Raw genomic sequence first — 20,259 nt, forward strand, 5'->3', positions numbered from 1 at the left:
GCCGGATCCAGGCGCCCGGCCAGGGTCGGGCCGCCATCGCCTGGCCGCGGCCGGCCGTGGCTGGTGGCCCGCAGCCCATGGCGCCGGAGTGCCAGCAGGAGATGGCGTAGCGGCACCACGAGGTCGCCGGGTGGCAGGGCAGGCAGGCGGGGTGTGAGAAAACGCCGGGCCAGCAAGGCCGCCGCCAGGCGGCCGGTACCACCACGAGGGCCGCCGGAGCCAGCACCGGCCACCCCGCCACCGGCCGGTAGGCTGCGGCCGCCAGGGCCAGCAGCACCATGAGGGCGGCGGGTACTGTGGAGCCTCCGTTGCCGGCATGGGCCGGTGGCCCGCGCCGGATGGGGGAATGCCGCAACAAGGCGGAGGCGGCGAGGAAGCCGAGGACACCCATGGCCGAGACCACCGGCAACCATGGGCCGGGGGCCATGGCCGCCAACGCGCCGGGCGCCGCGGCCAGCAGCACCACGGCCGACCAGCCCACTATGCCCTTCACGGCGGTGCCCGGCATGAGCAGCAACGCCGCCAGCGCGAAGGTGGCCTGGATGAGTACCGTGGCCAGGGGGCCGGCCACCCCCTGCCACACGCCGGGGCTCTGCAACTGCTGGCTCAGCACCGCGAGCCACAGGCCGCCGAGGGCGATGGCCGCGTAGGCCAGTACCCCACGGCGGTGGGTCTGCAGCAAACCCGCTCGCCAGGGCATAGGCCAGAGTGACCCAGGCCATCCATCGCAGCACCTCGGCGGCCACCGGGGCCGTCAGATCCCCCAGCGGCAACAGCCGCAGGCCGCCCAGCAGGCCGGCGCCGAGGGTGAAGGCCAGCACGGCGGGGGCGAGGGCGCGCCCGCCGCTCACCATGACCGGAGGGAGCCAGAAGTGCAGCCCCAGGAGCCCGAGCTTGGCGCCGAAACCGGCCATCAGCAGGGTCAGGATGAGGCCGGGGTGAGCGGTGTGCAACAGGGCCTGGCGCAGGGTCCCGGAAGTCCGCCGCCGTGGCGTCTAGGGCGAGGGTCATCAGGACCTCGAACACCATCAGGTCGCCGGCGATGAGGAATATCACCAGCACCCGGGCGGCCCGGCAGCCGCCGGTGTCTGCGGTGATGGCCAGCACCCCGTAGAGGGCGTAGCCGGCGATGGCGGCGGCGGTGTAGAACAGCAGGCCATCGCCGGCCACGGCCATGGCGAAGGTCCCGGCCATGGCCAGCAACATCAGGATGGCGAGGTCGCCGGCGTCCCGGGCCTGCAGGCGCGGGCGCATCAGCAGAGCGGTGGTGAGCCACAGCACCGACATCGGCAGCAGAAACACCCGGCCCGTGGCATCCAGCGCCAGCATGGCTCCCATGAGGGCGGTATCGAGCCTCAGTTGGGTATCCCCCATCAGCCCGACGGCCAGGGCCGGCAGGGCCGCCCAGGGCACGAGGGCGCGGGCCAGGGCAAGGCCCCTGCCGGTCGCCAGGGCCGTCATCAGGGCCAACAGCAGGGGCGCCAGGGGTGCCAGCGCCAGCAGCAGGGGGTTCCCGTCCATCATGGGTGGTAGAACTCCCGCCGGGTGATGAGTTGCGCCCAGTCCAGGGGACTGAAGGGCAGAGATGCCAACAGGCCGACCCCCGAAAGCCAGGGCGGCGGTGATCAGGGCGGCACCAGCAAGGCGCGACCGGTCTCCCCGGGACCCGAAGTCCCGCTCCTGGTGCCAAGTCGCCGGTGGTGTACCGAACCAGGCGCGGTGGAGGATGGGCAGAAATAGGCGGCGTTGAGGGCACTGCTGGCGGCCAGCACCAGGACTACCCAGTCCTGGCCGGCCTCCAGGGCGCCCAGCCCCAGGTACCACTTGCTGATGAAGCCGGCCATGGGCGGCGCCCCGATCATGCCGAAGGCGCCGATAGTGAAGGCCGCCATGGTCCAGGGCATGCGCCGGCCCACGCCGTCCATCTCGCTGATGCGATGGATGCCCAGGGTCTCGGCGAGGTTGCCGGCACAGAAGAACAGGGTGATCTTCATGAGCCCCTGATGCACCAGGTGTACCACGCCGCCGATGGTGGCGACGGGTCCGGCGATGGCCACGCCGAGGGCGATGTAGGAGACCTGGCTCACGGTGGAAAAGGCGAGCCGGCGTTTGAGGTCATCCTGGAACAGGGCGCGCAGGGAGCCGTAGATGATGGTGAAAGCCGCCACCCCCAACAACGGCGTCAGCACCCCGAGGTCCGCCGCAAACTCCACCCCGAAGACCTCGTAGACCACCCGGATGATTCCGAAGGCGCCGGCCTTCACCACCGCCACGGCGTGAAGCAGGGCATCGACCGGGGCCGGCGCCACCATGGCCTGGGCAGCCAGCCGTGCAGCGGCACCAGGGCCGCCTTGACCCCCAGGCCGGCGATCAACAGGGCGAATATGGCCGCCAGTGCCGGGCGGTGCTCGGCGCCCAGATCGCTGACGAAGCCCCGGGGTGTGAACTCGAGGCTGCCGGTGAGGGTGTAAAGCCATACGCTACCCAGCAGCAGCAGGGCGCCGCCCAGCACCGTATAGATGAGATAGGTCTGGCCGGCGCGCCGGGCCTGTTCGCTACCGCGGTGCACCACCAGGGGATAGGTGGACAGGGTCAGCAGCTCGTAGAAGATGAGGAAGGTGAGCAGGTTGCCCGCCAGAGCGATGCCCACGGTGGCGGTCACGCACAGGCTGAAGAAGCCGAAGAAACGGCTGCGATGGGGTGCCCCCTCCAGGTAACCGATGGCGTAGACGGTGGTGAGCAGCCACAGCACGCTGGACAGGGTGATGAACAACAGGGCCAGGGGGCCGGCCCGCAGCACCAGGTCGAGACCCGGCAGCAACGGCAGGCGCAATTCGTAGTGGGCGCCCTGGGAGACGCCCCACAGCATCAGGCCCACCAACAGCAGCTTGAAGGCGGCGCCGAACAGGTTGAGGGTGGTGCGCAGGCGCACTCGTTGTTCGCCGAGCCCGAAGATGACGAGTCCGGGGATGAGGGAGCTCGCCACCACCAGCAGCGGGACCCAGTTGTTCATGCTCATGGTGCCACCCCCGTCCCGAAGGGATCGGCGATGCCGGCCAGGGCCAGGAATCGGGATGCCAGCAGCCCCGTGAGCAGGGCCCCACAAGCCAGCAGCATGGCTGCCCACTCCATGTGCCGCGGCACGGTCTGGGCGGCGTGGGAGGCGGGGGCCCGGGTGAAGGCGTGGCCCAGCACCTTGAAGATATATGCCGCCGCCAGGATGCCGCCGGCGATGATAACGGCCACCAGCCCCCAGCGGCCCTGGCCGATGGCGGCCTCCAGCAACAGCCATTTGCCGTTGAAACCGCCGCTGGGCGGCAGGCCCATGATGCTCGCGCCGGCCACCGCGAAGGCGGCGGCCGTGAGGGGCAGGCGCTGCACCACGCGGTCGAGATCGGCCACCCGATCATGGCCGCCGAAACGCATCATGTTACCGGCGGCCAGGAACATGGCTGCCTTGGCCAGGCCGTGGGAAAAGGCGAGGAAGGCCCATGCGTTCCATGCCGCCCCACCCGTAGCCGCGGCCAGGGGGAAGACCATGAACAGGTATCCCAACTGGGCCACCGTGGAGTAGGCCACCAGCAGCTTCACCCGGGTCTGGCGCAGGGCCTGCAGGGAGCCCCACAGCACCGCCGCCGCGCCCAGCCCGCCGAGGAGTTCGGCGGGGCCCGCGGTGATGGCGGGGAAGACCTCCAGCCACAGCCGCAGCAGGATATAGAAGGACGCCTTGACCACCAGGGCGGACAGCACTGCGCTCACCGGCGCCGGGGCGCTGGCGTGGGCGGGGGGCAGCCAGAAGTGCAGGGGAAACAGGGCCGTCTTGAGGGCCAGGCCCGCACTCATCAGGCCGAAGGCCGCCCACGCCACGGGCGACGGTTCCACCCGGGCGCCGAGCAGGGCGATGTCCAGGGTGCCGTGGGCGTGGTAGAGCAGCGCCACCCCCATAAGATAGGCGAGGGAGCCCAGCAGGGACGTGAGCAGATAGCGCATGGCCCCGGTGAGGGCGTCGCGGCTGCCCGGCAGGGCCGTTAGGGCCACGGCGGCCAGGCCCATGAGTTCCAGGGTGACGTAGAGATTGAACAGGTCGCGGGACAGGAAGAGGGCGTTCAACGCCGCCAGCAGGAACAGCCACAGGGGCCAGAAGCGGATCCCCGCCGCCGGTTCGAAGTAGCCGCCGGCATACAGGCTCACCCCCGCCCCCACCAGGGCCGTCATGGCGAGCATGAGCAGGCTCAGACCGTCGGCACCGAGGTCGATGCCGAGGGGTGCGCCCCAGCCACCCACCTCGTGGACGGGCAGCGGGCCGCCCAGGGCCTCCAGGATGAGCCCCGCCACGGCCACGGCGCTGGCGACGGCGGCGCGGGTACCGAGGCCCCTGGCCGAGCGCCGGAAACAGGAAGCAGGCCACGGCGCCCGCCAGCGGCAGCAGGAGCAGCAGGCCCTCCCAGGACAGGGCGATGAGCCGCGGCCACCTGGCTCAGTCCGAGCCGGCATCCGCGGCAGCCCGGGGCGCCCCGTGGCCTCGTGGACCTTCAGCATCAGGCCGAGGGCCAGGGCGGTGGCCGAGTACGGCCACCACGACGCCGGCGATCACCATGGCGTGGGGCACGGGGTCCGGAGGACCGTCGCCGCCGCGTCTGGCCAGGGCCACCAGCACCAGGAACACGCCGCTGCCCATGATGTTGATGGCCAGAATCTTGCGTAACAGGTGGGCATGGACGATGAGGGCGTGCAGGCCGATGCAGAACAGCCCCACCCCCAGCAGTGCGTACAGGAAGGGCGCGCTCAACGGTCCTTCCCGTCCGGTGGCGCCGCGCCCAGGAACAGGGCGGCCAGGGTGACGCCGACGGCCGCGGTGGCGGCGGCCTCGATGAAGAAGATGAGGCCGCCGGCGAGGGCCACGGGAGACTCCAGCAGCCGACCCCCGGCCAGCAGGGTCAGCAGGGCAACGGCCAGGAAAGCCAGCAGGCCCGCCGCCAGGACGAGACGCAGGGGCCAGCCGAGGAGCACCCGGGGGGCGCGGTAACCCGCGAGTAGCAGCAACACCCCGGCGGCACCGAGGATGGATCCGGCCTGGAAGGCGCCTCCGGGCGCGTGGGCGCCCACCCAGCAGCAGGTAGGCCGCCACCAGCAGGAATACCGGTACCAGCAGGCGCGTGAGGGCGTCCAGCAACAGCGGGCCGGGGGTCCCGCTGCGGCCGGTGAGTCGCCCAGGGACCACAGGCCCAGCAGGGCGATGAACAACACCGCCATCTCCAGCAGGGTGTCGTAACCCCGGAAATCGAGCAGCACCGCGGTGACCGGATGGGGGCGACGCCGCTGGTATCCAGGTGTGCGTCGGCCAGGGCCCGCAGGCCGACGGGCCTCCTGGGCAGAGTCAGCACCGTATAGCCGAGGCCGCCGGCGAGGGCTAGCAGCAGGGGGAGCACGACCAGCGCAGCGCCGTCATGTCGGACCGCCGGCGCCGCCGCGGCTCGTGGGCTGTCAGTCATCCGGGGTCTCCTCGTCCTGCGCGTTGTCGCCATTCGGTCCCGGTGCGGCCGGCAGGCGCGCCAGGGCCGCCATCAGCAGACGCCCCGGTGAGACGCCGGCGCCGATGGCGGCCTCCGCCAGGGCCAGGTCGGGCGCTCCCAGCCGCACCGAGGCCAGCGCCATGAGCAGCCCGAAGGCGATGAACAGCACGATGGCCCGGAGACAGATCCCGGCGGGCAGGCCAGCAGGCGCCACGCCAGGGCCACCAGCCCGAAGGCCGTCAGGGCATCGCATAGTAGCTGCAGGCCGGCTGGGCTGCAGCGTTTCCACGGTCTGACCCCCCGCCGCAGGGCGCCGGTGGCCACCAGTTGGGCCACGCTGGCCCCGGCGATCACCACCAGCCACCACGCTCAACAAGCAGCCTGGCCGCCACCGACCAGGACTCCGCCTGCGGCAGGGGCCGAGCCCCGCCACCACCACGCCGAGGCCCGCCACGTTGTCGGCCTTGGTGAGGGCGTGGAGGCGGGTATAGACATCGGGGAAGGCGCAGCAGGGCCACGGCACCGGCGCGAGATAGAACCCGGCGCCGCGGTGAGCAGGAGCACGGCCGACAGGTAATCAATCGCCGTCATGATCATCCTCCGTATCCATCCATGCGCGGCGCACGAAGGCCACCGCCGCCACCGCCGCCAGCAGGGCGAACGCCAGGGCGACGTCCCGCAGGGCGCCGGCGATCGAGGCCTCGGCGAGGAGCAGCAGCATGGCCACCGCGGTGGTGCCGAACAACTGCGCGGCGGACATGCGGTCGGCGGCGGTGGGTCCCGCGTACCACCCGCCACATGCCAGCGCCGCAGGTGTGCAGCAGCAGAAACAGCGCCAGGAGCAGGGACAGGTAGTTCGCGATGGCGCCGGGCTCCAGGTATCAGCAGGGGCGTCCCGAAGAGCCGGGCGACGGCCTGCGCCGACGTCCGCGATCTCGCGCATGCTGTTCGGCCCGGGCTCGTCGAGCACATGGAACGGCTGCCAGCCGGTCGCCGTCCACGCCGGCGCCCAGGGTGCCCGGCAGGAGGGAGATGGTGTTGGCCAGCATCACCCGGGCGAGGCCGGCGGGCAGGCGCAGGGGAATCGATGACCGCCGGCGCGATGGGCAGACGGGGTCAGGGCGGCGCTGGGCCACGTCGAGGCTGCCCAGCAGCGAGCGCTCGAGGAAGAAGGGCACGAACGTCAGCAGCTCGCGCCAGACGAGGGGTACGGGCGGCATGAGGGCCGCGCTGGCCACCGCCGCCAGCAGCACCGCCGGCACCCACCCACCATGATGCCGGGCGCCTGCGGTCAGGGCCCACCAGATGATGGCGAAGGGCACGCTGCGGGCGGCCACGGTGGACCAGCGGAAGGTGTCAGTCGTGGCGGCGATGGCTGGGTCAGGGCAGGTCTGTATGAATGGCATTGATCGAGGTGGGTGGCGCGGGGCGTATCCCTGAGCGGGCCATGGCCGGGCCGCGAAGCACGGCCTCAGGCCGCCGTCTCGGCCGCGATGCGCCGCAGGGCCGGCACCTCGACGCCCGCCTCGTCGGCTTGGGCGATGGCGCGGGCCAGGCGTGCCGGGGCGGAAACGGCCGATGCACTGGGCCTGGTGGGGTCGCCGTCGAAGTGCTGGCGAGCACGGCCTCCATGAGGCGCGCCCGCGGCAGGGAGACCCCCGCGGTAGGTGCTCCTGGACGGCGAGCACGTCGGCGGCCACCTCCTTGTGCATGAGGGGGATGGTGTTCCCGCAGCTCGCTGACGGTGCCGCCCACCTTGAGGCCCGCCACGTTGGTGGTGACGATGTAGAGGTTCTTGCGCACCAGTTCGAACAACAGCTGGTCGCGGTCGGCGAGGATGGTCGTGGGGATGTCCAGGGTATCCAGGGCCCGTGCCACCAGGGCGGCGTGGGGGCCGTAGACGGGGGACGGCACCAGCACCTTGTGGTCCTGGCCCTTCTTCTTTTCGAACCACACGGATATCACCGTGGGCTCGAGGTCGTGGGTCTCCCAGTCGGCGGGCAGCAACTCGTTCTGCAGCAGCATCACCCGGGGGCGCCAGGCGGCGGGCAGTTCCCGGAGGGCGGGCTGGAGATCCTTCTCCGCCACCGCCACCAGCACCATCAGGGGCTCGGGCAGTTCCGCCGCCACGGCATCGGGATCCATGTGGCGGGTGACGGGATAGACGGGATGGCCGCAGCGCAGGAAACCGCGGGCGAACACGCGCCGCCATCTCCCCGATGCCGATGATGACGATGGGTGGGTTCATGGTCCGGTTCTTCAATGGTCGCGTCGGCGAGCAGGGTCGATAGGGTCACCGGGCGGAAGCCGGCCTCTTCCCACAGCAGGCCGGAGCCCGCCTCGTACCAGTCGTCCAGCACGATGCGGGTGGCGGTGCGCCCATCCACGCGGTGCCGGTGGACGGCGGGCCGGTGGGTGTGGCCGTGGATCACAGACGCCGCGCCGGTGGCGGCGGAAGGCGTCCTCCACCGCCCGCGGGGTGGCATCCATCGGCATCCGACGACTTGGCCGCCACCGCCGGCCAGGGACGATCGCGGATGTCCGTGGCCAGGCGCCGCCGCTCGCCCAGGGGCCGGGCGAAGGAGGTCCGCGGCGAACTCCCGGCTGCGCATGCGGGCGCGAAAGGCCTGGTAGTCCACGTCGTCCAGGCACAGGGTGTCGCCGTGCATCAGCAGCACCTCGCGGCTGGCCACCGTGGCCACCGTGGGGTCCTCCAGCAGGCGGCAGCCGCTGCGACGGGCGAAACCGTGCCGCCCGCCAGGAAGTTCGTGCGCCGACCCCGCATGAAATACACCGCTGTGCCCGCGGCCGCGGCCCGGCCGAGGGCCGCCATCACCTCGTCATGGCCGGGGGCGTCGTCGTCGTCTCCCAGCCACAGGTCGAAGAGGTCCCCGAGGATGTACACCGCCTCCATGGCCCGGGCCGGGCCCGCCATGAGACCCAGGAATTCCTCCAGGGGGCCGGGGCGGGCGGCGGCGAGGTGACAGTCGGAGATGAACAGCGCAGCCAACGGGCCCGGCCCCCGGCCGGTGTTTTTAGATTTCTTCCGCCTTTTCGATTCACCACATCCTCCACGGGCAGGCGCCCGCCGTGGCCCGCGCGGGGTGGTGGTGTCCACCTCTTTGACGTTGTTGACGGTGTCCATGCCCTCCACGACCTTGCCGAACACACAATAGCCCCAACCCTGGGGCGTGGGGCTCTGGTGGTTGAGGAAGGTATTGTCGTTGACGTTGATGAAGAACTGGCTGGAGGCGGAGTGGGGGTCCTGGGTGCGGGCGATGGACAGCATGGCGCCGGTCTGCGTTGGCCAGGCCGTTGTCCGCCTCGTTGTTGGGGGCGTCGGTGGCCTTCTGCTGCATGCCGGGCCGCAGCCGCCACCCTGGATCATGAAGCCGTTGATGACACGGTGGAAGAGGGTGTTGTCGAAGAAGCCGTCCGGACATAGGACATGAAGTTGGCGACGGTCTCGGGCGCCTTCTCCTCGTTCAGTTCGAGGACGATGTTGCCGGTGATCGGTCTGCATGCGTACTTTCATGGGTAACCCCTGTTGGATGATGGTCTTGGTCGTTCGCAGGCCGGCCGGCCGGGATCGACTCGCCTGCGGCGGAGCCCTCCACCAGGCTGATGCCTTCGATGGCGACGGTCTCCGGGACGACGCCCGCCCATGCCCCGCTGGCGGCCAGTGGGCACCGCCTCGATGCGCTCCACCACCTCCATGCCCCCCACCACGCGGCCGAACACGGCATAGCCCCAGCCCCGCGGCGTCTTGCCGCTGTGGTTCAGGAAGTCGTTGTCCGCAACGTTGATGAAGAACTGGGCCGTGGCCGAGTGGGGGTCGGAGGTACGGGCCATGGCGATAGTGCCCTTGTCGTTCTTCAGGCCGTTGTCGGCCTCGTTTATCACCGGCGCCCGGGTGGGTTTCTTGCGCAGGTCGGCGGTCACGCGCGCCACCCTGGATCATGAAGCCGTCGATGACGCGGTGGAAGAGGGTGCCGTCATAGAAGCCGTCCTTCACGTAGCTCAAAAAATTCTCCACCGTGGCGGGGGCCGGGCGTCGTGGAGTTCCACGACGATGACCCCCATGGAGGTCTGGATGTCTGACCCGCGGCCGGCGGCGACCGTCAGGGGCTGGGCGGCCAGACACAGCAGCAGGAAGGCCGGGAGAAGACGCTGGAAACTCATGGGTGGGCTCCTGAGGCTTGGGGTGTGGTGAGTGGGGATGGGTACGGATAACGCGGCTGGAATACCGCGCGTACTATAGCAGTGGTCCGGCGTGGAAAAAACGCGGCCCCCGTCAGGCTGGCAATGGCGGCGCCGGGCGGGAAAATGGCGGCCCCTTCGCCACCCCATGTCGAGCCCCCATGCTGCACATCCACAATACCCTCACCCGCCACGAAGAGCCCCTGGAACCCATCGAGCCCGGCCCGGGCGGCCGCAGCTGCACGTCGCTGTGCCGCCGCATGACCGTCGTACGACGTGACCTGCGCAGCCCGGGCCACGGCCCGGGCGATGCGTGGTGTTCCCAGACGCGGCGGCGCTGGCTCTCCTCGCGCCACGAGGGCTACGAGCGCCACCTCCGACGCGACGTGACGGACATCGACGACAAGATCATCAAGCGCGCCGCCGAGAACGGGGAGGCCGTCACCGCCCTGACGGAGCGCTTCATCGCCGCGCATGCGACGAGGACGATGGGCGCGCTCCTGGCCGTGCCGACCGCCGGACCGAAGGTGCCCCGGGCCACCGGCCACCTGGAGGAGCATCGTCGCCATGGTCCGGGCGCTCGGCCGAGACAGGCGACGCCGACGCGGCTGCCAACGGCGACGTCGTCGACCGGCGTGGAGCCGCTTCGACGGGTACGGCCGGCTCTCGCACCGCAAGCCCGAGGACCTGGAAGCGGGCCGCGCCAGCCGCGTCGCCGGAGGTGTCGACGAGGGCAGGTGACGACGGCTGGACTTCGCGCTGCTGGAAGGCCGCCAGAGGCCGGCAGAGCCCGCCTGGCCTTCGCCCCTGGGGCGAGGGGCGTCCCGGCGGGCGCATCGAGCGCTCGGCGATGTCGACCCGGCCGCCTCGGCGACGCACTTCGACATCCACGGCGGCGGGCATGCGATCTGCACGTGCTGCCCGCATCAGCTGAGAACGTATCGCCCAGTCCGAGGGCGCCACCGGCGAGCCCTTCGTCAACCTGTGGATCACAACGGCTTCGTGCGCGTGGCGGACGAGAAGATGTCCAAGTCCCTCGGCAACTTCTTCACCGTGCGGGGACTGCCGACTATCCCGGCGAGGGCGATCCGCTACTTCATCCTCACCAGCCACTACCGCAGCCCCCTGAACTACGGCGAGACTCACCTGGACAACGCCCGGGCGGCCCTGGAACGCCTCTACACCGCCCTGGGATGTCCCCGACGACGGCGCCGACGGCCCCCTGGACCCCGACCTCGCGGCCCGCTTCAGCGCCGCCATGGAGGACGACTTCAGCACCGAGGCCCTGGCGGGGCGCTCTTCGACCTGCCCAGGGCCGTGAACCGTGCCCAGCAGGCCGGCAGCGACCGCCTCGCCCGCCCGTACCTGCGCCGCCGCGGCCGTCTTCGGCCGCTCCAGCGTTACCCCAGGCATTTCTCGAAGGGTGCCGCCGGGCCGGCAACTCGGGTTGAGCGACGAGGAGTGGACCGCCTGCTGCGGAACGCATGGAGGCCTGCCATCGCCGACTTCGCCGAGGCCGACCGCATCCGCGACCTGCTGGTGGACGAAGGCATCGCCCTGGAGGACTCCCCCGACGGCACGCCGCCGCGCCGCGGGCACGAGGCCGCGCCGAGCGCATGTGCTCAGGGACAGGGCTTTCCAGGCTCAAACGTCGAACAAGGGAAAAGGGAAAAGGGAAAGGAAAAAGTTAAGAAAAAAAACAAACAAAGACAAAGACAAAAGCAAAGACAAAAGCAAAAACAAAAAAACGTTGCTAGCAGACGCGCCAGGTCAAGCTACACTCTTGCATTTCCCATTTCCCATTTCCCATTTCCCATTTCCCATTTCCCATTTCCCATTTCCCATTTCCCATTTCCCATTTCCCATTTCCCATTTCCCATTTCCCATTTCCCAATCGCCAACCATCTCTCCCTGCCTCTCCAGCTCCTCAAGACCCCAAGCTACGCGCTCGACACGGCCTGTCAGCCGCCGAAGAGTTTGCTCATCAGGCGGGCGAACCAGCCCTGGGGCTCGTTGGTGGTGGCCCGCGGCTCGCTGGTGGCGGATGGCGCTGCTGCCCTGGCTCTGTGCTGCCGGGGGTTCCGGTGCCTTTTGCCGGGGGCGGTGCCGCCGCAGGCGCGGGTGAGGGGCGCTTCGGCGGGGGGCGCCTTGGCGGCGGACGCCGGGGCGGGGGCAGGTGACGGACCGCCGCGTTCAAGGCCTGCGGATAATGGCGCCGCAGTACGGAGTCCTCGGGGTGGTGGCGGAAAACCACGGGCGGCCGCGTGCTGTTCGAAATGCCGGCGCAGGACCGAATCGGTCGGTATGGTAAGGCCACTCATGGGATCTGCCCTTCTTGGAGATAACGGCAATCGGAAATCAGCAGCAGCGTCGTGATCCGCGGGCCGGCAATGGGGGTTATTACAGGGCCTCGCTTCAGCCAGCCACGGCCTCCGCGGCCCCCGCCAGCTCGGCGGCGTAGAGGGTGTTCTCCAGCAGCATGGCCATGGTCATGGGGCCCACGCCGCCGGGCACCGGGGTGATCCAGGAGGCCCGTTCCCGGGCGGCGTCGAAATCCACGTCGCCCACCAGGCGGCCGTCGTCGAGGCGGTTGATGCCCACGTCGATGACCACCGCGCCCGGCTTGATCCACGTGCCCTCGATGAGGCCCCGCTTGCCGGTGGCCGACACCAGGATGTCCGCCTGGCCCACCAGGTCTGCCAGGTTATCGGTGAAGCGGTGGCATACGGTGACGGTGGCTCCCGCCAGCAGCAGTTCCAGGGCCATGGGGCGGCCGACGATATTGGAAGCGCCCACCACCACCGCGTGCTGGCCCTTGAAGGGCTGGTTGGCGTAGCGCAGCAGGGTCATGATTCCGTGGGGGGTGCAGGGCCGCAGGCGGGGCAGGCGCAGGGCCAGGCGGCCGACGTTGTAGGGGTGGAAACCGTCCACGTCCTTGTCGGGATGGATGCGCTCGATGACGGTTTCCGGATCGATATGGCCAGGCAGGGGCAGTTGCACCAGGATGCCGTTGATGGCGCCGTCGGCGTTGAGGTCGTCGATGAGGGCGAGGAGTTCGTCTTCCGGCGTATCCGCCGCCAGGTCGTAGGACTTGGAGAACACCCCACCCTTCACAGGCCCGGCGCTTGTTGCGCACGTAGATCTCGGAGGCGGCGTCGGTGCCCACCAGCACCACCGCCAGGCCGGGGGCGGACGGCCTCCGGCGGTGCGCTGCTCGATGCGGTCCCGGATCTCCCGCCGGATGTTTCCCGCAACTTGCTTGCCGTCGATTATCATGGCTTTCATGGGCGGCAAATTCTCGCATGACCCGGTCCGTTCCACCAGCGGCACGGGGTATCGTCGCGGCCGGTGGCGCCGTTGCGGTAGCGGCGCCGGGCAAGGCCGCGGCTTGATTGACGGCCGAAACCCGCGGGGCTGATCATTGCGCGCTTGCTTGAAACGGTTCCCCCGGGGTATGGCGCAGTCTGGTAGCGCACCTGCTTTGGGAGCAGGGAGTCGGGGGTTCGAATCCCTCTACCCCGACCATCAGGCCCGTCGGCCGGGCCTGGCCCGAAGCCGAGTCGCCCACCGCGGCGCGATGCCGGCCCCGGGATGGCCCATGGGGCGCCGGGTGCCTCGTGAAGGTGCCGGACGCCCCGGATTTTGCGCCCGTAGCTCAGTCGGATAGAGCAACGGCCTTTTGTGGCGTGCGCGACAGCGCACAAACGAGGAGCCTCTGCGGGGAACAGGAACCCGCAGAGTGGACCGCACCGTATCGGGGAAACCTTAACGGGTCGTGCCGATGGCAATCCCGAGGAAACCCCTGGCGGCATAGGGGGGATCCGTAGAGACTATACGTGCGGCGCCTGAGAGGGCGAAGAGATAGTCCAGACCACAAACCCCCTGGGACCACAAAGCCCCTGGGGGGCGTCGAAAGGCGTAGTGGTAAGCTAAGCCGTGGGTCGCAGGTTCGAATCCTGCCGGGCGCGCCATTATCATGGCGCCAGTATTGTCACAGGTTCGATGGTGGGCGTAGCTCAGTTGGTAGAGCCCTGGATTGTGGCTCCAGTGGTCGGGGGTTCGAATCCCCTCGCTCACCCCATAAAAGCAGTAAGTTGCGGTGATTTCCCGATTCGCGCCGAACGCCAAATAAGCGCCTAGTAAGCAGTCGCTGGGCACAAAAAAGCCCGGCACGGGGCCGGGCCTCAGGGTGAAGGGAAACCAAGTGCGGATCGGAATCGGCGCACCCCTGGAGGTGAGCGTGGCCATGACGTCCTTGCTATAGCGTATAAACAATGGACACGACGCTGACCCTCAATGACGTTCTTGTTATTGCCGCTATAGTCATCGGCCCCATACTGGCCGTTCAGGTGGAGAAGTTTCTTGAACTAAGGCGTGATGACAACAGGCGGAAAGTTCAAATCTACAAGACGCTTATGGCCACCAGAGCAGCCGGTGTGTCAGCTGAGCATGTTCAAGCCTTAAACCTGATTGACTTGGAGTTCAGGGAAAAGGAATTTAAGAGAACAAGACAAGCTTGGCGCGCGTATCTTGATCATCTCGGAACCTTTCCCGAGAACGGCAACGAGACGGAACAGACTGTCTGGTCAAACAAAACGAATGACCTATTAGCCACCTTGCTTGTGGAGATGGGGCAGGGGCTAAATTATGACTTCGACTTAGTGGATATCAAGAAAGGGATCTACTCTCCGAGAGCGCACTCAACGCAAGAAACGGAGAACCAACTGCTTCGCAGAGGACTACTGCAACTCCTATATGGAAATTCGGCCTTGAAAATGGATGTTGAGAGATTTCCCTATGACGAAGAGGCGACGGAAGAACAGAGAAAACTCAACCGTCTTATGGCGGAGGTAATAGACGGTCAACGGAAGTTCTCGGTAGACGTTTCGGATGCCCTCTTGTCCCAGGAAGACGGGGACTAGATGATGCACGTATTACGCCGACATCGAGGCGGGAAACAACTCAAAACGAATGAATAAAATACTAGGCCAACTATTACATCCCCGACGCTAGTTGCGTTTTGGCCAGAAATTAGTCCGTTTCGTTAAATTGTTTTTGCTCACGAAGCTTTTGATCATACGCTTCGGCTGACAACGAACAAGAAAGCAGATCGTCAAACTCTTTGGCAGTTAAACAGAGTTGATTGGCCATACTTTTGTAAAGGCCGATACCTATTCTTTTTCGACCCTTAGGTACGGTAAGTCTGGGCGGCTCTAAGCTCGCCAATATAATACCAGCCATTATATTCCTTCTTTGCTTCAAAATTGTATCGACAGCTTGTTCGAACATTTATCTTTTATTTGTTTAGCATTATATTGCGCATTATTCATCTACAACTATTCCCTTTAAATATTCCTTTACAACCAACCAGTCGTTGGTAAAGAGATCATCCTCCATTAAATCTTCGTATACAGATTCTATTTGATCTTTCAGCGCCTCGACCGCCTCATTATGGTTTTCGCCGTACCCATATATCTTTCCAGTCCGTGGCGAGAAGCGATAGTAGTCGCCGTCCTCAACTTTCACGAATACTTGCAGCTTTCTTCGAGTGGGCGAGTAACGAGGTGGTTAATGTATGCTTCAGAGCTCATGCGAGGCGCGCGCGATGGCGTGGTATTAAAATAGCCTACTAGCACGCTTCCATGGCTACTTATAGAGATATCTTCAGTCTCTCTGGTCACCGCTCCATCTGCACTGTAGGCGCTCGGATAGTAATGGCCACCCGAGCGTGTGGTATTTGCTCTCCTAATCGCGTGAAGCATCCGTCTTCTCCAGGCTCTCTAAAGTTTGCCATATGGCTTCCCAGCCACGTGTGTATAAGCTTGGCTGCGTTGAGACTCAGAATCACGCCAGTTGGAACATATCGAACCATTAAAAGATTGTCAGCCGCTGGTGCGCGTTCTACCTCTTTTCCCAACGTGCCATCCTTTTCAATTTCTTGGGTCAAAGAGTAAGGAATCCCGTGCCGTTCCATAAAGAAATTAACCACTATTTCTCCCTTTTGGGAAATACCGCCATGCGCTCCATTTACATATAGAGGCTGATAGTCCTCAGCAATATATACTTGAATTGGATCCGTGATTTCTGTGTGCGCTTGGAAGGTTCCTTCGTCGAGGACTTCTTTGGCGCAGCTCGCTTCGGTCGGGAAATCTCAGCCATCGACATCTTCCTTGTAGCTTTCTTGGGGGTATGTTGGAGCTTAGAAGTCTAGCATGAATATTTGCATTCTCCAGAAGTCCGAGAGGACATGCCTACGGCCCTATGGCGTTTACTCCGACGATCTCCCCATGCAGTTCATTCAAGCACCTCACAGCGCGTTGCAGGACGTGGGCAGGGGTCAGGCGTTGATAGCCCAACAGGGCGGTAGCTGGAAGTCCTCGTGACTGCGGAGGGCGCCTCCGCGGCGGCCAGCGGCGGCGGTGGCCTGTGCGGATAGGCGGTCGGGGTGCGTGCACGGCTGCTGCGCACGCTCCCGGACTTCGGCGGCCATGCGCCGTGCAGCCTCGGCCGGTCGGGCGCCTATAGGCCGGTGGCGATATCAGTGCGCCAGACAGGGTGAACAGCGGCTAGGCAAGCCGAACAGCGGCGCTTCCAGGCCGAAGCGAACGCGGCAAGGGCCGAGAAGGCGAAAGCGCAGCACGAGACAAGCAACCCGCGAAAAGGTGAGCGGGCTTCTCGGCGCTACCACTACTCCGCGGTAGCACCAAACAGAACGCCTACGCCGGAAGCACCGCCAAAGCCAAGGCCAGCAAGACCAACCGCGGGCACGGTCGAGCGCATGGACCAGCTCGACCGGGAACGGCCGGATCTGGCGGCAAAGGTGGCGTCCGGCGGATATCAAGAATAATTGACGAGTGAAGGGAAGGCGCGAGGCATAACTTCTCGGGAATCGTCATACCGGGCGGTTTACCGCAGCGGCCGGGTGCCCGTGGGGGTGACACTCGTCGCAGTGCCTCGGCCTTGGTCAGGCGGTGGGCGTCTTTGCTGTGGCCTTGGGCCTCGGTGCGGGTCAGCCTTGGGCGTTGCGGAATGTAGACGTGGGAGCCGGCCAGCCGGCTTGTGACAGCTTCAATAAAGCGGTCGGCCAGGTCCGGTTGCAGCTCCCGGACAATGGCCACAAGCTCGTCAAATGGCTTCATGTTAGGTGGCCCGTTTGCGCACACGGTGGGCCAGACCGTTCCCGAGGAGGCGCGGGCTTGTGGCCCGCCTTTCGGCGTGCGCGCCGATTTCTTTAGGCGCCTGCGTTCTTGTAAATCCCGGTGCGCCCGACCGCCGCAAAGCCGACGCTGTGGCCCACGATCGAAACTCACCCGGGAAATTCAAAGCGCTTGCCGCTGGCGTCCGCGAATGCGGCCGGGCCAAGGCCAGACAAAGACGTTGCCGAGAAGTCGGAATTTTCCAGCCGGGTCCGTGCAATAACCGGGTGCTGGCCCGGTGCCGCCAGCAAATACCAGGCCGCAGGGTCGGTGAGGTAGCTCGTCGCGATAACCTGCAATCGATGCTCATCCGGCAGCTCGTCCATAACCTGGTAGAAGGTGCTCTCAAGCTCGGCAGGCACCAGCAGGGTTGCCGCCTTGGCGTCGGACTTCTCTCCACCCACAGTCAGCGCGTGGCGTAAAGCACTGCGGGCAGCGTTAAGTGTGATCCGGCTCGGGGCCCGCCGGGGTCCGCCAGGTTGCCGTCAGTGGCGTTGAACAAGGTACGGCCGTCCGAAAGGACAGGGTTGGATTCCAGCAGGCTACAGAGTATCTGCATCCTGCTTCCTCAGGGACGACGACACCCACCGAGGCCAGCGCCGCCGAAACATAACCCCGGTCATCGTTGACGATGGCCTGTTCACTCCACAGGATCCGACCGAAAACGGAATGCGCCTGCACTCCAGGCGAATTTGTCCTCCCAAGTTTCTTGGGTGAAGCCAATAACTTAGCCTCTACCGCTGGACAAGACCGAAAAAGCCCGGTATAACGGGCGCATGAACTCATCAACGATTTTCCAAGGCCAATGCCTGTCCGAACTGATCCTTCGCCCGGTCACGCGCAGCGAACAGGCGCGCTATCAAGCGCAGATGGCCCGGCACCGCTACCTGGGCGATCTGCCGAGATCGGCGAGACGCTGTGGTACGTGGCAACCTGGCGCGAGCAATGGGTCGCGCTGCTCAGCGTCTCAGCGGCGGCGCTCAAATGTGGCGTGCGGGATCGCTGGATCGGCTGGGACTTCCGGCTTCAGTACGACCGGCTCAAGCTGGTCGCTGAACGATAGCCGCTTTCTGATCCTGCCTGAAGGCCGCTGGCCGAATGTGGGCTCGAAGGTGCTGTCGCTGCTGGAGCGGCGCATCGGTGCCGATTGGCAGTGCCAGTTCGGGCATCCGCTGCTGTTGCTCGAAACATTTGTCGATCCGCGCCGCTTCCATGGCGGTGTCTACCGCGCCGCGAACTGGCTTGAACTCGGGCTGACGCGCGGCTTCCGACGTACGCGCGAGGGCTACTCGACCGAGGCCTGTGCCCCAAACGGGTATTCGTGCGGCCGCTGTGCCGCAATGTCCCGGCTCGCCTGAACCATCCCGATCGTGCCCACCTGGGCCTTGCTGGAGTCCCCAAGATGCAACTCAATGCCGAACAAATGTACTCGCTGCCTCGCTGTTTTGCCTCGAATCCCCGATCCACGCCGTGCCCACGGGCGCCGTCATCGCCTGCCAGTGGTGTTGGCGCTCGCGGCCGGCGCAAGCCTGTGTGGCATGCGCGGCTACAAGGCCATGGCCGATTGGGCCAAAGGGCTTGGCCAGGGCGCACGATCCCGCTTCGGCTGCCGCCGCACCCGCGTCAACGGCAAGGTCCATTCCGAGGTGCCCAGCGAGTACGTGATCCGTGACTGTCTGGTGCGCATCGAACCGGGCGCGCTCGAATGGGCGCTCGATGCCTGGAACCAGGCCTGGGCGGCCAAGGAGGAGGCGCTGGCCATCGATGGCAAGACGATGAAGAACGCCATCAATGAAGTCGGAGAACAAACGCATATCATGAGCGTCGTTGGCCATGAGTCCGGACACTGCTACACCCAAAAAAGTCGGCTCGCTGCCGGTAACGGGAAGCGACGCGCTCAAACGGACCAATGAAATCGGCATGGCGATCCCGCTGCTCGCGCAATGCGAGATTGCGGGCCGCGACATCACCGCCGATGCGCTCCTGACACAACGCGCACTCGCCGCGTACATCGTCGAGCGCCAAGCGCACTACCACTTCACGGTCAAAGGCAATCAGCCCACCCTCGCAAACGACATCGCGCTGCACTTCGAGCGGCCCGGCGCGCCAGACTTCGCCGAGCCACCCACCCTGGCGCATGGGCGGATCGAGACGCGGCGGATCTGGGCGAGCACGGCACTGAACGGCTACCTCGATTTCCCCCATGTCGGACAGGTCTTTCTGATCGAGCGCGAGGTGCTCATCAAGAAAACCGCAAAGCGCAGCTGCGAAATCGCCCTCGGCATCACCAGCCGTTCGCCACAGCAGGCATCGCCCGAGCGCCTGCTCGCGAATCAATCGCGAACACTGGCGCATCGAGAGCACCCACTACATCATCGACTGGAATTACGACGAGGATCGCAGCCGCATACGCACCGGTTATGGCCCGGAGAACGTCACGCGCCTGCGCCGCTTCGCGGTGGGGATCTTGAAGTCGTTCCAGAAACCCCGCCAGTCGATCGCGCAAATGATGCGCCAACTTGCCTCCAGCTCTCGAAGGATCCTCGACTACCTGCGCCTGACCGACAACTCACTCGGTTCGGCTCGAGCGGCAGGGTGAGAACAAATTTGCCGTGGCCTGCACTCCCTCGGCCGTTACGATTGGCTGCATAAAATGGTACAGCGCATCGCTGTCAGTACCCGGCTCCGGCACACCCTCCAGGCCGGCACGGCTGTAGCTGGCGATCCTGCAATCCTTCACCGGGTTGTCCACGGTGAGCGCCGCCATGGCCGCAAGGTGTTCGTTTGGGGCGGCCTCGGCGGCAGTCACGCCACGTAGCGTTTCCTCCAGCAGGGACGGGAAGTGCGACGTTGTAGGCGGCCTGCACCACCATTCGGGCGGATGCTCCCGGCGGCATCTGCCGGCCCTCCAACTCCAGGGCTGCATTCATGGCTGCCATCACGAAAGCTCGCGCCTGCCGGACTATCACGGCGAGTGCCTCGGGACCTGCGGTTCATCCACCCGAAGCCCGAAGATGTGGCCGAGACTGTGGGCCAACGCTTCAAGCCCGTCCTGGCGACGGCCGGAAGGCCGGTATGCATCCAACTCCGTATCCAAACGGCGGCCAGCGGCGGCGGTCAGTGCAGCCTTCAGTCTCTCGTTCTCGCGGAACTGGGGGGTGCCAGGTATGTAGTCGGTCATGCTCGTGAACCTTTTGATGGTGGATGGTGAAAGCGTATCCGTGAATCACTGACCGTGGCGGTCAGTCACAGCGAATATCCACCAGCAGGGGGTAAAGCTTCCGCTGTGTCTCGGGGCACCCCGCCCGCAGGCAGGCAGTTAAGGCCGTCTCTCGTGCGTCTCGGGGCTC

General features: G+C 66.4%; 15 protein-coding genes, 2 tRNA genes and 7 pseudogenes. 8 read left to right on the forward strand and 16 right to left on the reverse strand.

The window, feature by feature from the left end; translation table 11 throughout:
• Positions 1 to 606 precede the first annotated feature (606 nt).
• The 11 genes and pseudogenes from U5S82_14675 to U5S82_14725 form a co-directional block, all read right to left on the reverse strand.
• A complete protein-coding gene (locus tag U5S82_14675; protein ID MDZ7752869.1) occupies positions 607 to 1,524 on the reverse strand; it encodes a hypothetical protein in 918 nt (305 codons plus the stop codon).
• Positions 1,521 to 3,019, reverse strand: a pseudogene (locus U5S82_14680) (proton-conducting transporter membrane subunit). Before U5S82_14680 ends, U5S82_14675 begins: the two are co-directional and overlap by 4 nt.
• Entirely contained in the window at positions 3,016 to 4,335 is a 1,320-nt protein-coding gene (locus U5S82_14685; protein ID MDZ7752870.1) for a proton-conducting transporter membrane subunit, read from the reverse strand. The pseudogene U5S82_14680 and the gene U5S82_14685 overlap by 4 nt, the downstream one beginning before the upstream one ends.
• A gap of 192 nt (positions 4,336 to 4,527) precedes the next feature.
• A pseudogene (locus U5S82_14690) lies at positions 4,528 to 4,789 on the reverse strand (NADH-quinone oxidoreductase subunit K).
• A pseudogene (locus tag U5S82_14695) lies at positions 4,786 to 5,777 on the reverse strand (MnhB domain-containing protein). Before U5S82_14695 ends, U5S82_14690 begins: the two co-directional pseudogenes overlap by 4 nt.
• 313 nt (positions 5,778 to 6,090) lie before the next feature.
• Positions 6,091 to 6,313, reverse strand: a pseudogene (locus tag U5S82_14700) (monovalent cation/H+ antiporter complex subunit F).
• Positions 6,314 to 6,394: 81 nt separating this feature from the next.
• Positions 6,395 to 6,919: a Na+/H+ antiporter subunit E gene (locus U5S82_14705; GenBank protein MDZ7752871.1), complete on the reverse strand. Its 525-nt coding sequence runs from the start codon at positions 6,917 to 6,919 to the stop codon at positions 6,395 to 6,397.
• A gap of 65 nt (positions 6,920 to 6,984) precedes the next feature.
• Positions 6,985 to 7,761: pseudogene (locus U5S82_14710) on the reverse strand (hypothetical protein).
• A gap of 420 nt (positions 7,762 to 8,181) precedes the next feature.
• Positions 8,182 to 8,901, reverse strand: a complete 720-nt coding sequence (locus tag U5S82_14715; GenBank protein MDZ7752872.1) for a peptidylprolyl isomerase — start codon at positions 8,899 to 8,901, stop codon at positions 8,182 to 8,184.
• The gene (locus U5S82_14720) at positions 8,898 to 9,026 is read right to left on the reverse strand and encodes a peptidylprolyl isomerase (protein MDZ7752873.1); all 129 of its coding nucleotides are present in this window, start codon (positions 9,024 to 9,026) and stop codon (positions 8,898 to 8,900) included. Before U5S82_14720 ends, U5S82_14715 begins: the two co-directional genes overlap by 4 nt.
• Before the next feature lie 18 nt (positions 9,027 to 9,044).
• Positions 9,045 to 9,596 (reverse strand): annotated as a pseudogene (locus tag U5S82_14725) (peptidylprolyl isomerase).
• Between the two features lie 278 nt (positions 9,597 to 9,874).
• Here U5S82_14725 and U5S82_14730 point away from each other — a divergent pair.
• Positions 9,875 to 11,309 (forward strand): annotated as a pseudogene (locus tag U5S82_14730) (DALR domain-containing protein).
• Between the two features lie 819 nt (positions 11,310 to 12,128).
• Here the strand turns inward: U5S82_14730 and folD are convergent.
• The gene (gene folD, locus U5S82_14735; GenBank protein ID MDZ7752874.1) at positions 12,129 to 12,998 is read right to left on the reverse strand and encodes a bifunctional methylenetetrahydrofolate dehydrogenase/methenyltetrahydrofolate cyclohydrolase FolD; all 870 of its coding nucleotides are present in this window, start codon (positions 12,996 to 12,998) and stop codon (positions 12,129 to 12,131) included.
• Between the two features lie 163 nt (positions 12,999 to 13,161).
• Between folD and U5S82_14740 the strand changes: the two genes are divergently transcribed.
• The 3 genes from U5S82_14740 to U5S82_14750 all read left to right on the forward strand — a co-directional run bounded on the left by U5S82_14740 (position 13,162) and on the right by U5S82_14750 (position 14,635).
• A tRNA-Pro gene (locus tag U5S82_14740) sits at positions 13,162 to 13,238 on the forward strand.
• Between the two features lie 480 nt (positions 13,239 to 13,718).
• A tRNA-His gene (locus U5S82_14745) sits at positions 13,719 to 13,794 on the forward strand.
• Between the two features lie 193 nt (positions 13,795 to 13,987).
• Positions 13,988 to 14,635: a DUF6680 family protein gene (locus U5S82_14750; GenBank protein ID MDZ7752875.1), complete on the forward strand. Its 648-nt coding sequence runs from the start codon at positions 13,988 to 13,990 to the stop codon at positions 14,633 to 14,635.
• A 109-nt stretch (positions 14,636 to 14,744) separates the two neighbouring features.
• Here U5S82_14750 and U5S82_14755 read toward each other — a convergent pair whose 3' ends face one another.
• The 3 genes from U5S82_14755 to U5S82_14765 form a co-directional block, all read right to left on the reverse strand.
• Positions 14,745 to 15,002 carry a hypothetical protein gene (locus U5S82_14755; protein ID MDZ7752876.1) on the reverse strand — a complete coding sequence of 86 codons (258 nt, stop codon included), beginning with the start codon at positions 15,000 to 15,002 and terminating at the stop codon, positions 14,745 to 14,747.
• 33 nt (positions 15,003 to 15,035) lie between these two features.
• Entirely contained in the window at positions 15,036 to 15,239 is a 204-nt protein-coding gene (locus U5S82_14760; protein MDZ7752877.1) for a hypothetical protein, read from the reverse strand.
• 1,780 nt (positions 15,240 to 17,019) lie between these two features.
• Entirely contained in the window at positions 17,020 to 17,313 is a 294-nt protein-coding gene (locus tag U5S82_14765; GenBank protein ID MDZ7752878.1) for a hypothetical protein, read from the reverse strand.
• A gap of 401 nt (positions 17,314 to 17,714) precedes the next feature.
• On the opposite strand from U5S82_14765, the gene U5S82_14770 reads away from it, so the two are divergent.
• The 4 genes from U5S82_14770 to U5S82_14785 are packed head-to-tail and all read left to right on the forward strand — an operon-like array spanning position 17,715 to position 19,561.
• A complete protein-coding gene (locus U5S82_14770; protein ID MDZ7752879.1) occupies positions 17,715 to 17,972 on the forward strand; it encodes a DUF4338 domain-containing protein in 258 nt (85 codons plus the stop codon).
• Between the two features lie 49 nt (positions 17,973 to 18,021).
• Complete coding sequence (locus U5S82_14775) at positions 18,022 to 18,267, forward strand: DUF4338 domain-containing protein (protein ID MDZ7752880.1); 246 nt, start codon at positions 18,022 to 18,024, stop codon at positions 18,265 to 18,267.
• Between the two features lie 54 nt (positions 18,268 to 18,321).
• Entirely contained in the window at positions 18,322 to 18,822 is a 501-nt protein-coding gene (locus U5S82_14780; protein MDZ7752881.1) for a transposase family protein, read from the forward strand.
• Positions 18,743 to 19,561: a hypothetical protein gene (locus U5S82_14785; GenBank protein MDZ7752882.1), complete on the forward strand. Its 819-nt coding sequence runs from the start codon at positions 18,743 to 18,745 to the stop codon at positions 19,559 to 19,561. The genes U5S82_14780 and U5S82_14785 overlap by 80 nt, the downstream gene beginning before the upstream one ends.
• A gap of 313 nt (positions 19,562 to 19,874) precedes the next feature.
• On the opposite strand, the gene U5S82_14790 is transcribed toward U5S82_14785, so the two are convergent.
• On the reverse strand, positions 19,875 to 20,090 hold the full coding sequence (locus U5S82_14790) for a hypothetical protein (protein ID MDZ7752883.1): 216 nt from the start codon (positions 20,088 to 20,090) through the stop codon (positions 19,875 to 19,877).
• Positions 20,091 to 20,259 lie beyond the last annotated feature (169 nt).

Source organism: Gammaproteobacteria bacterium (assembly GCA_034522055.1).
GTDB lineage: Bacteria > Pseudomonadota > Gammaproteobacteria > JAABTG01 > JAABTG01 > JAABTG01.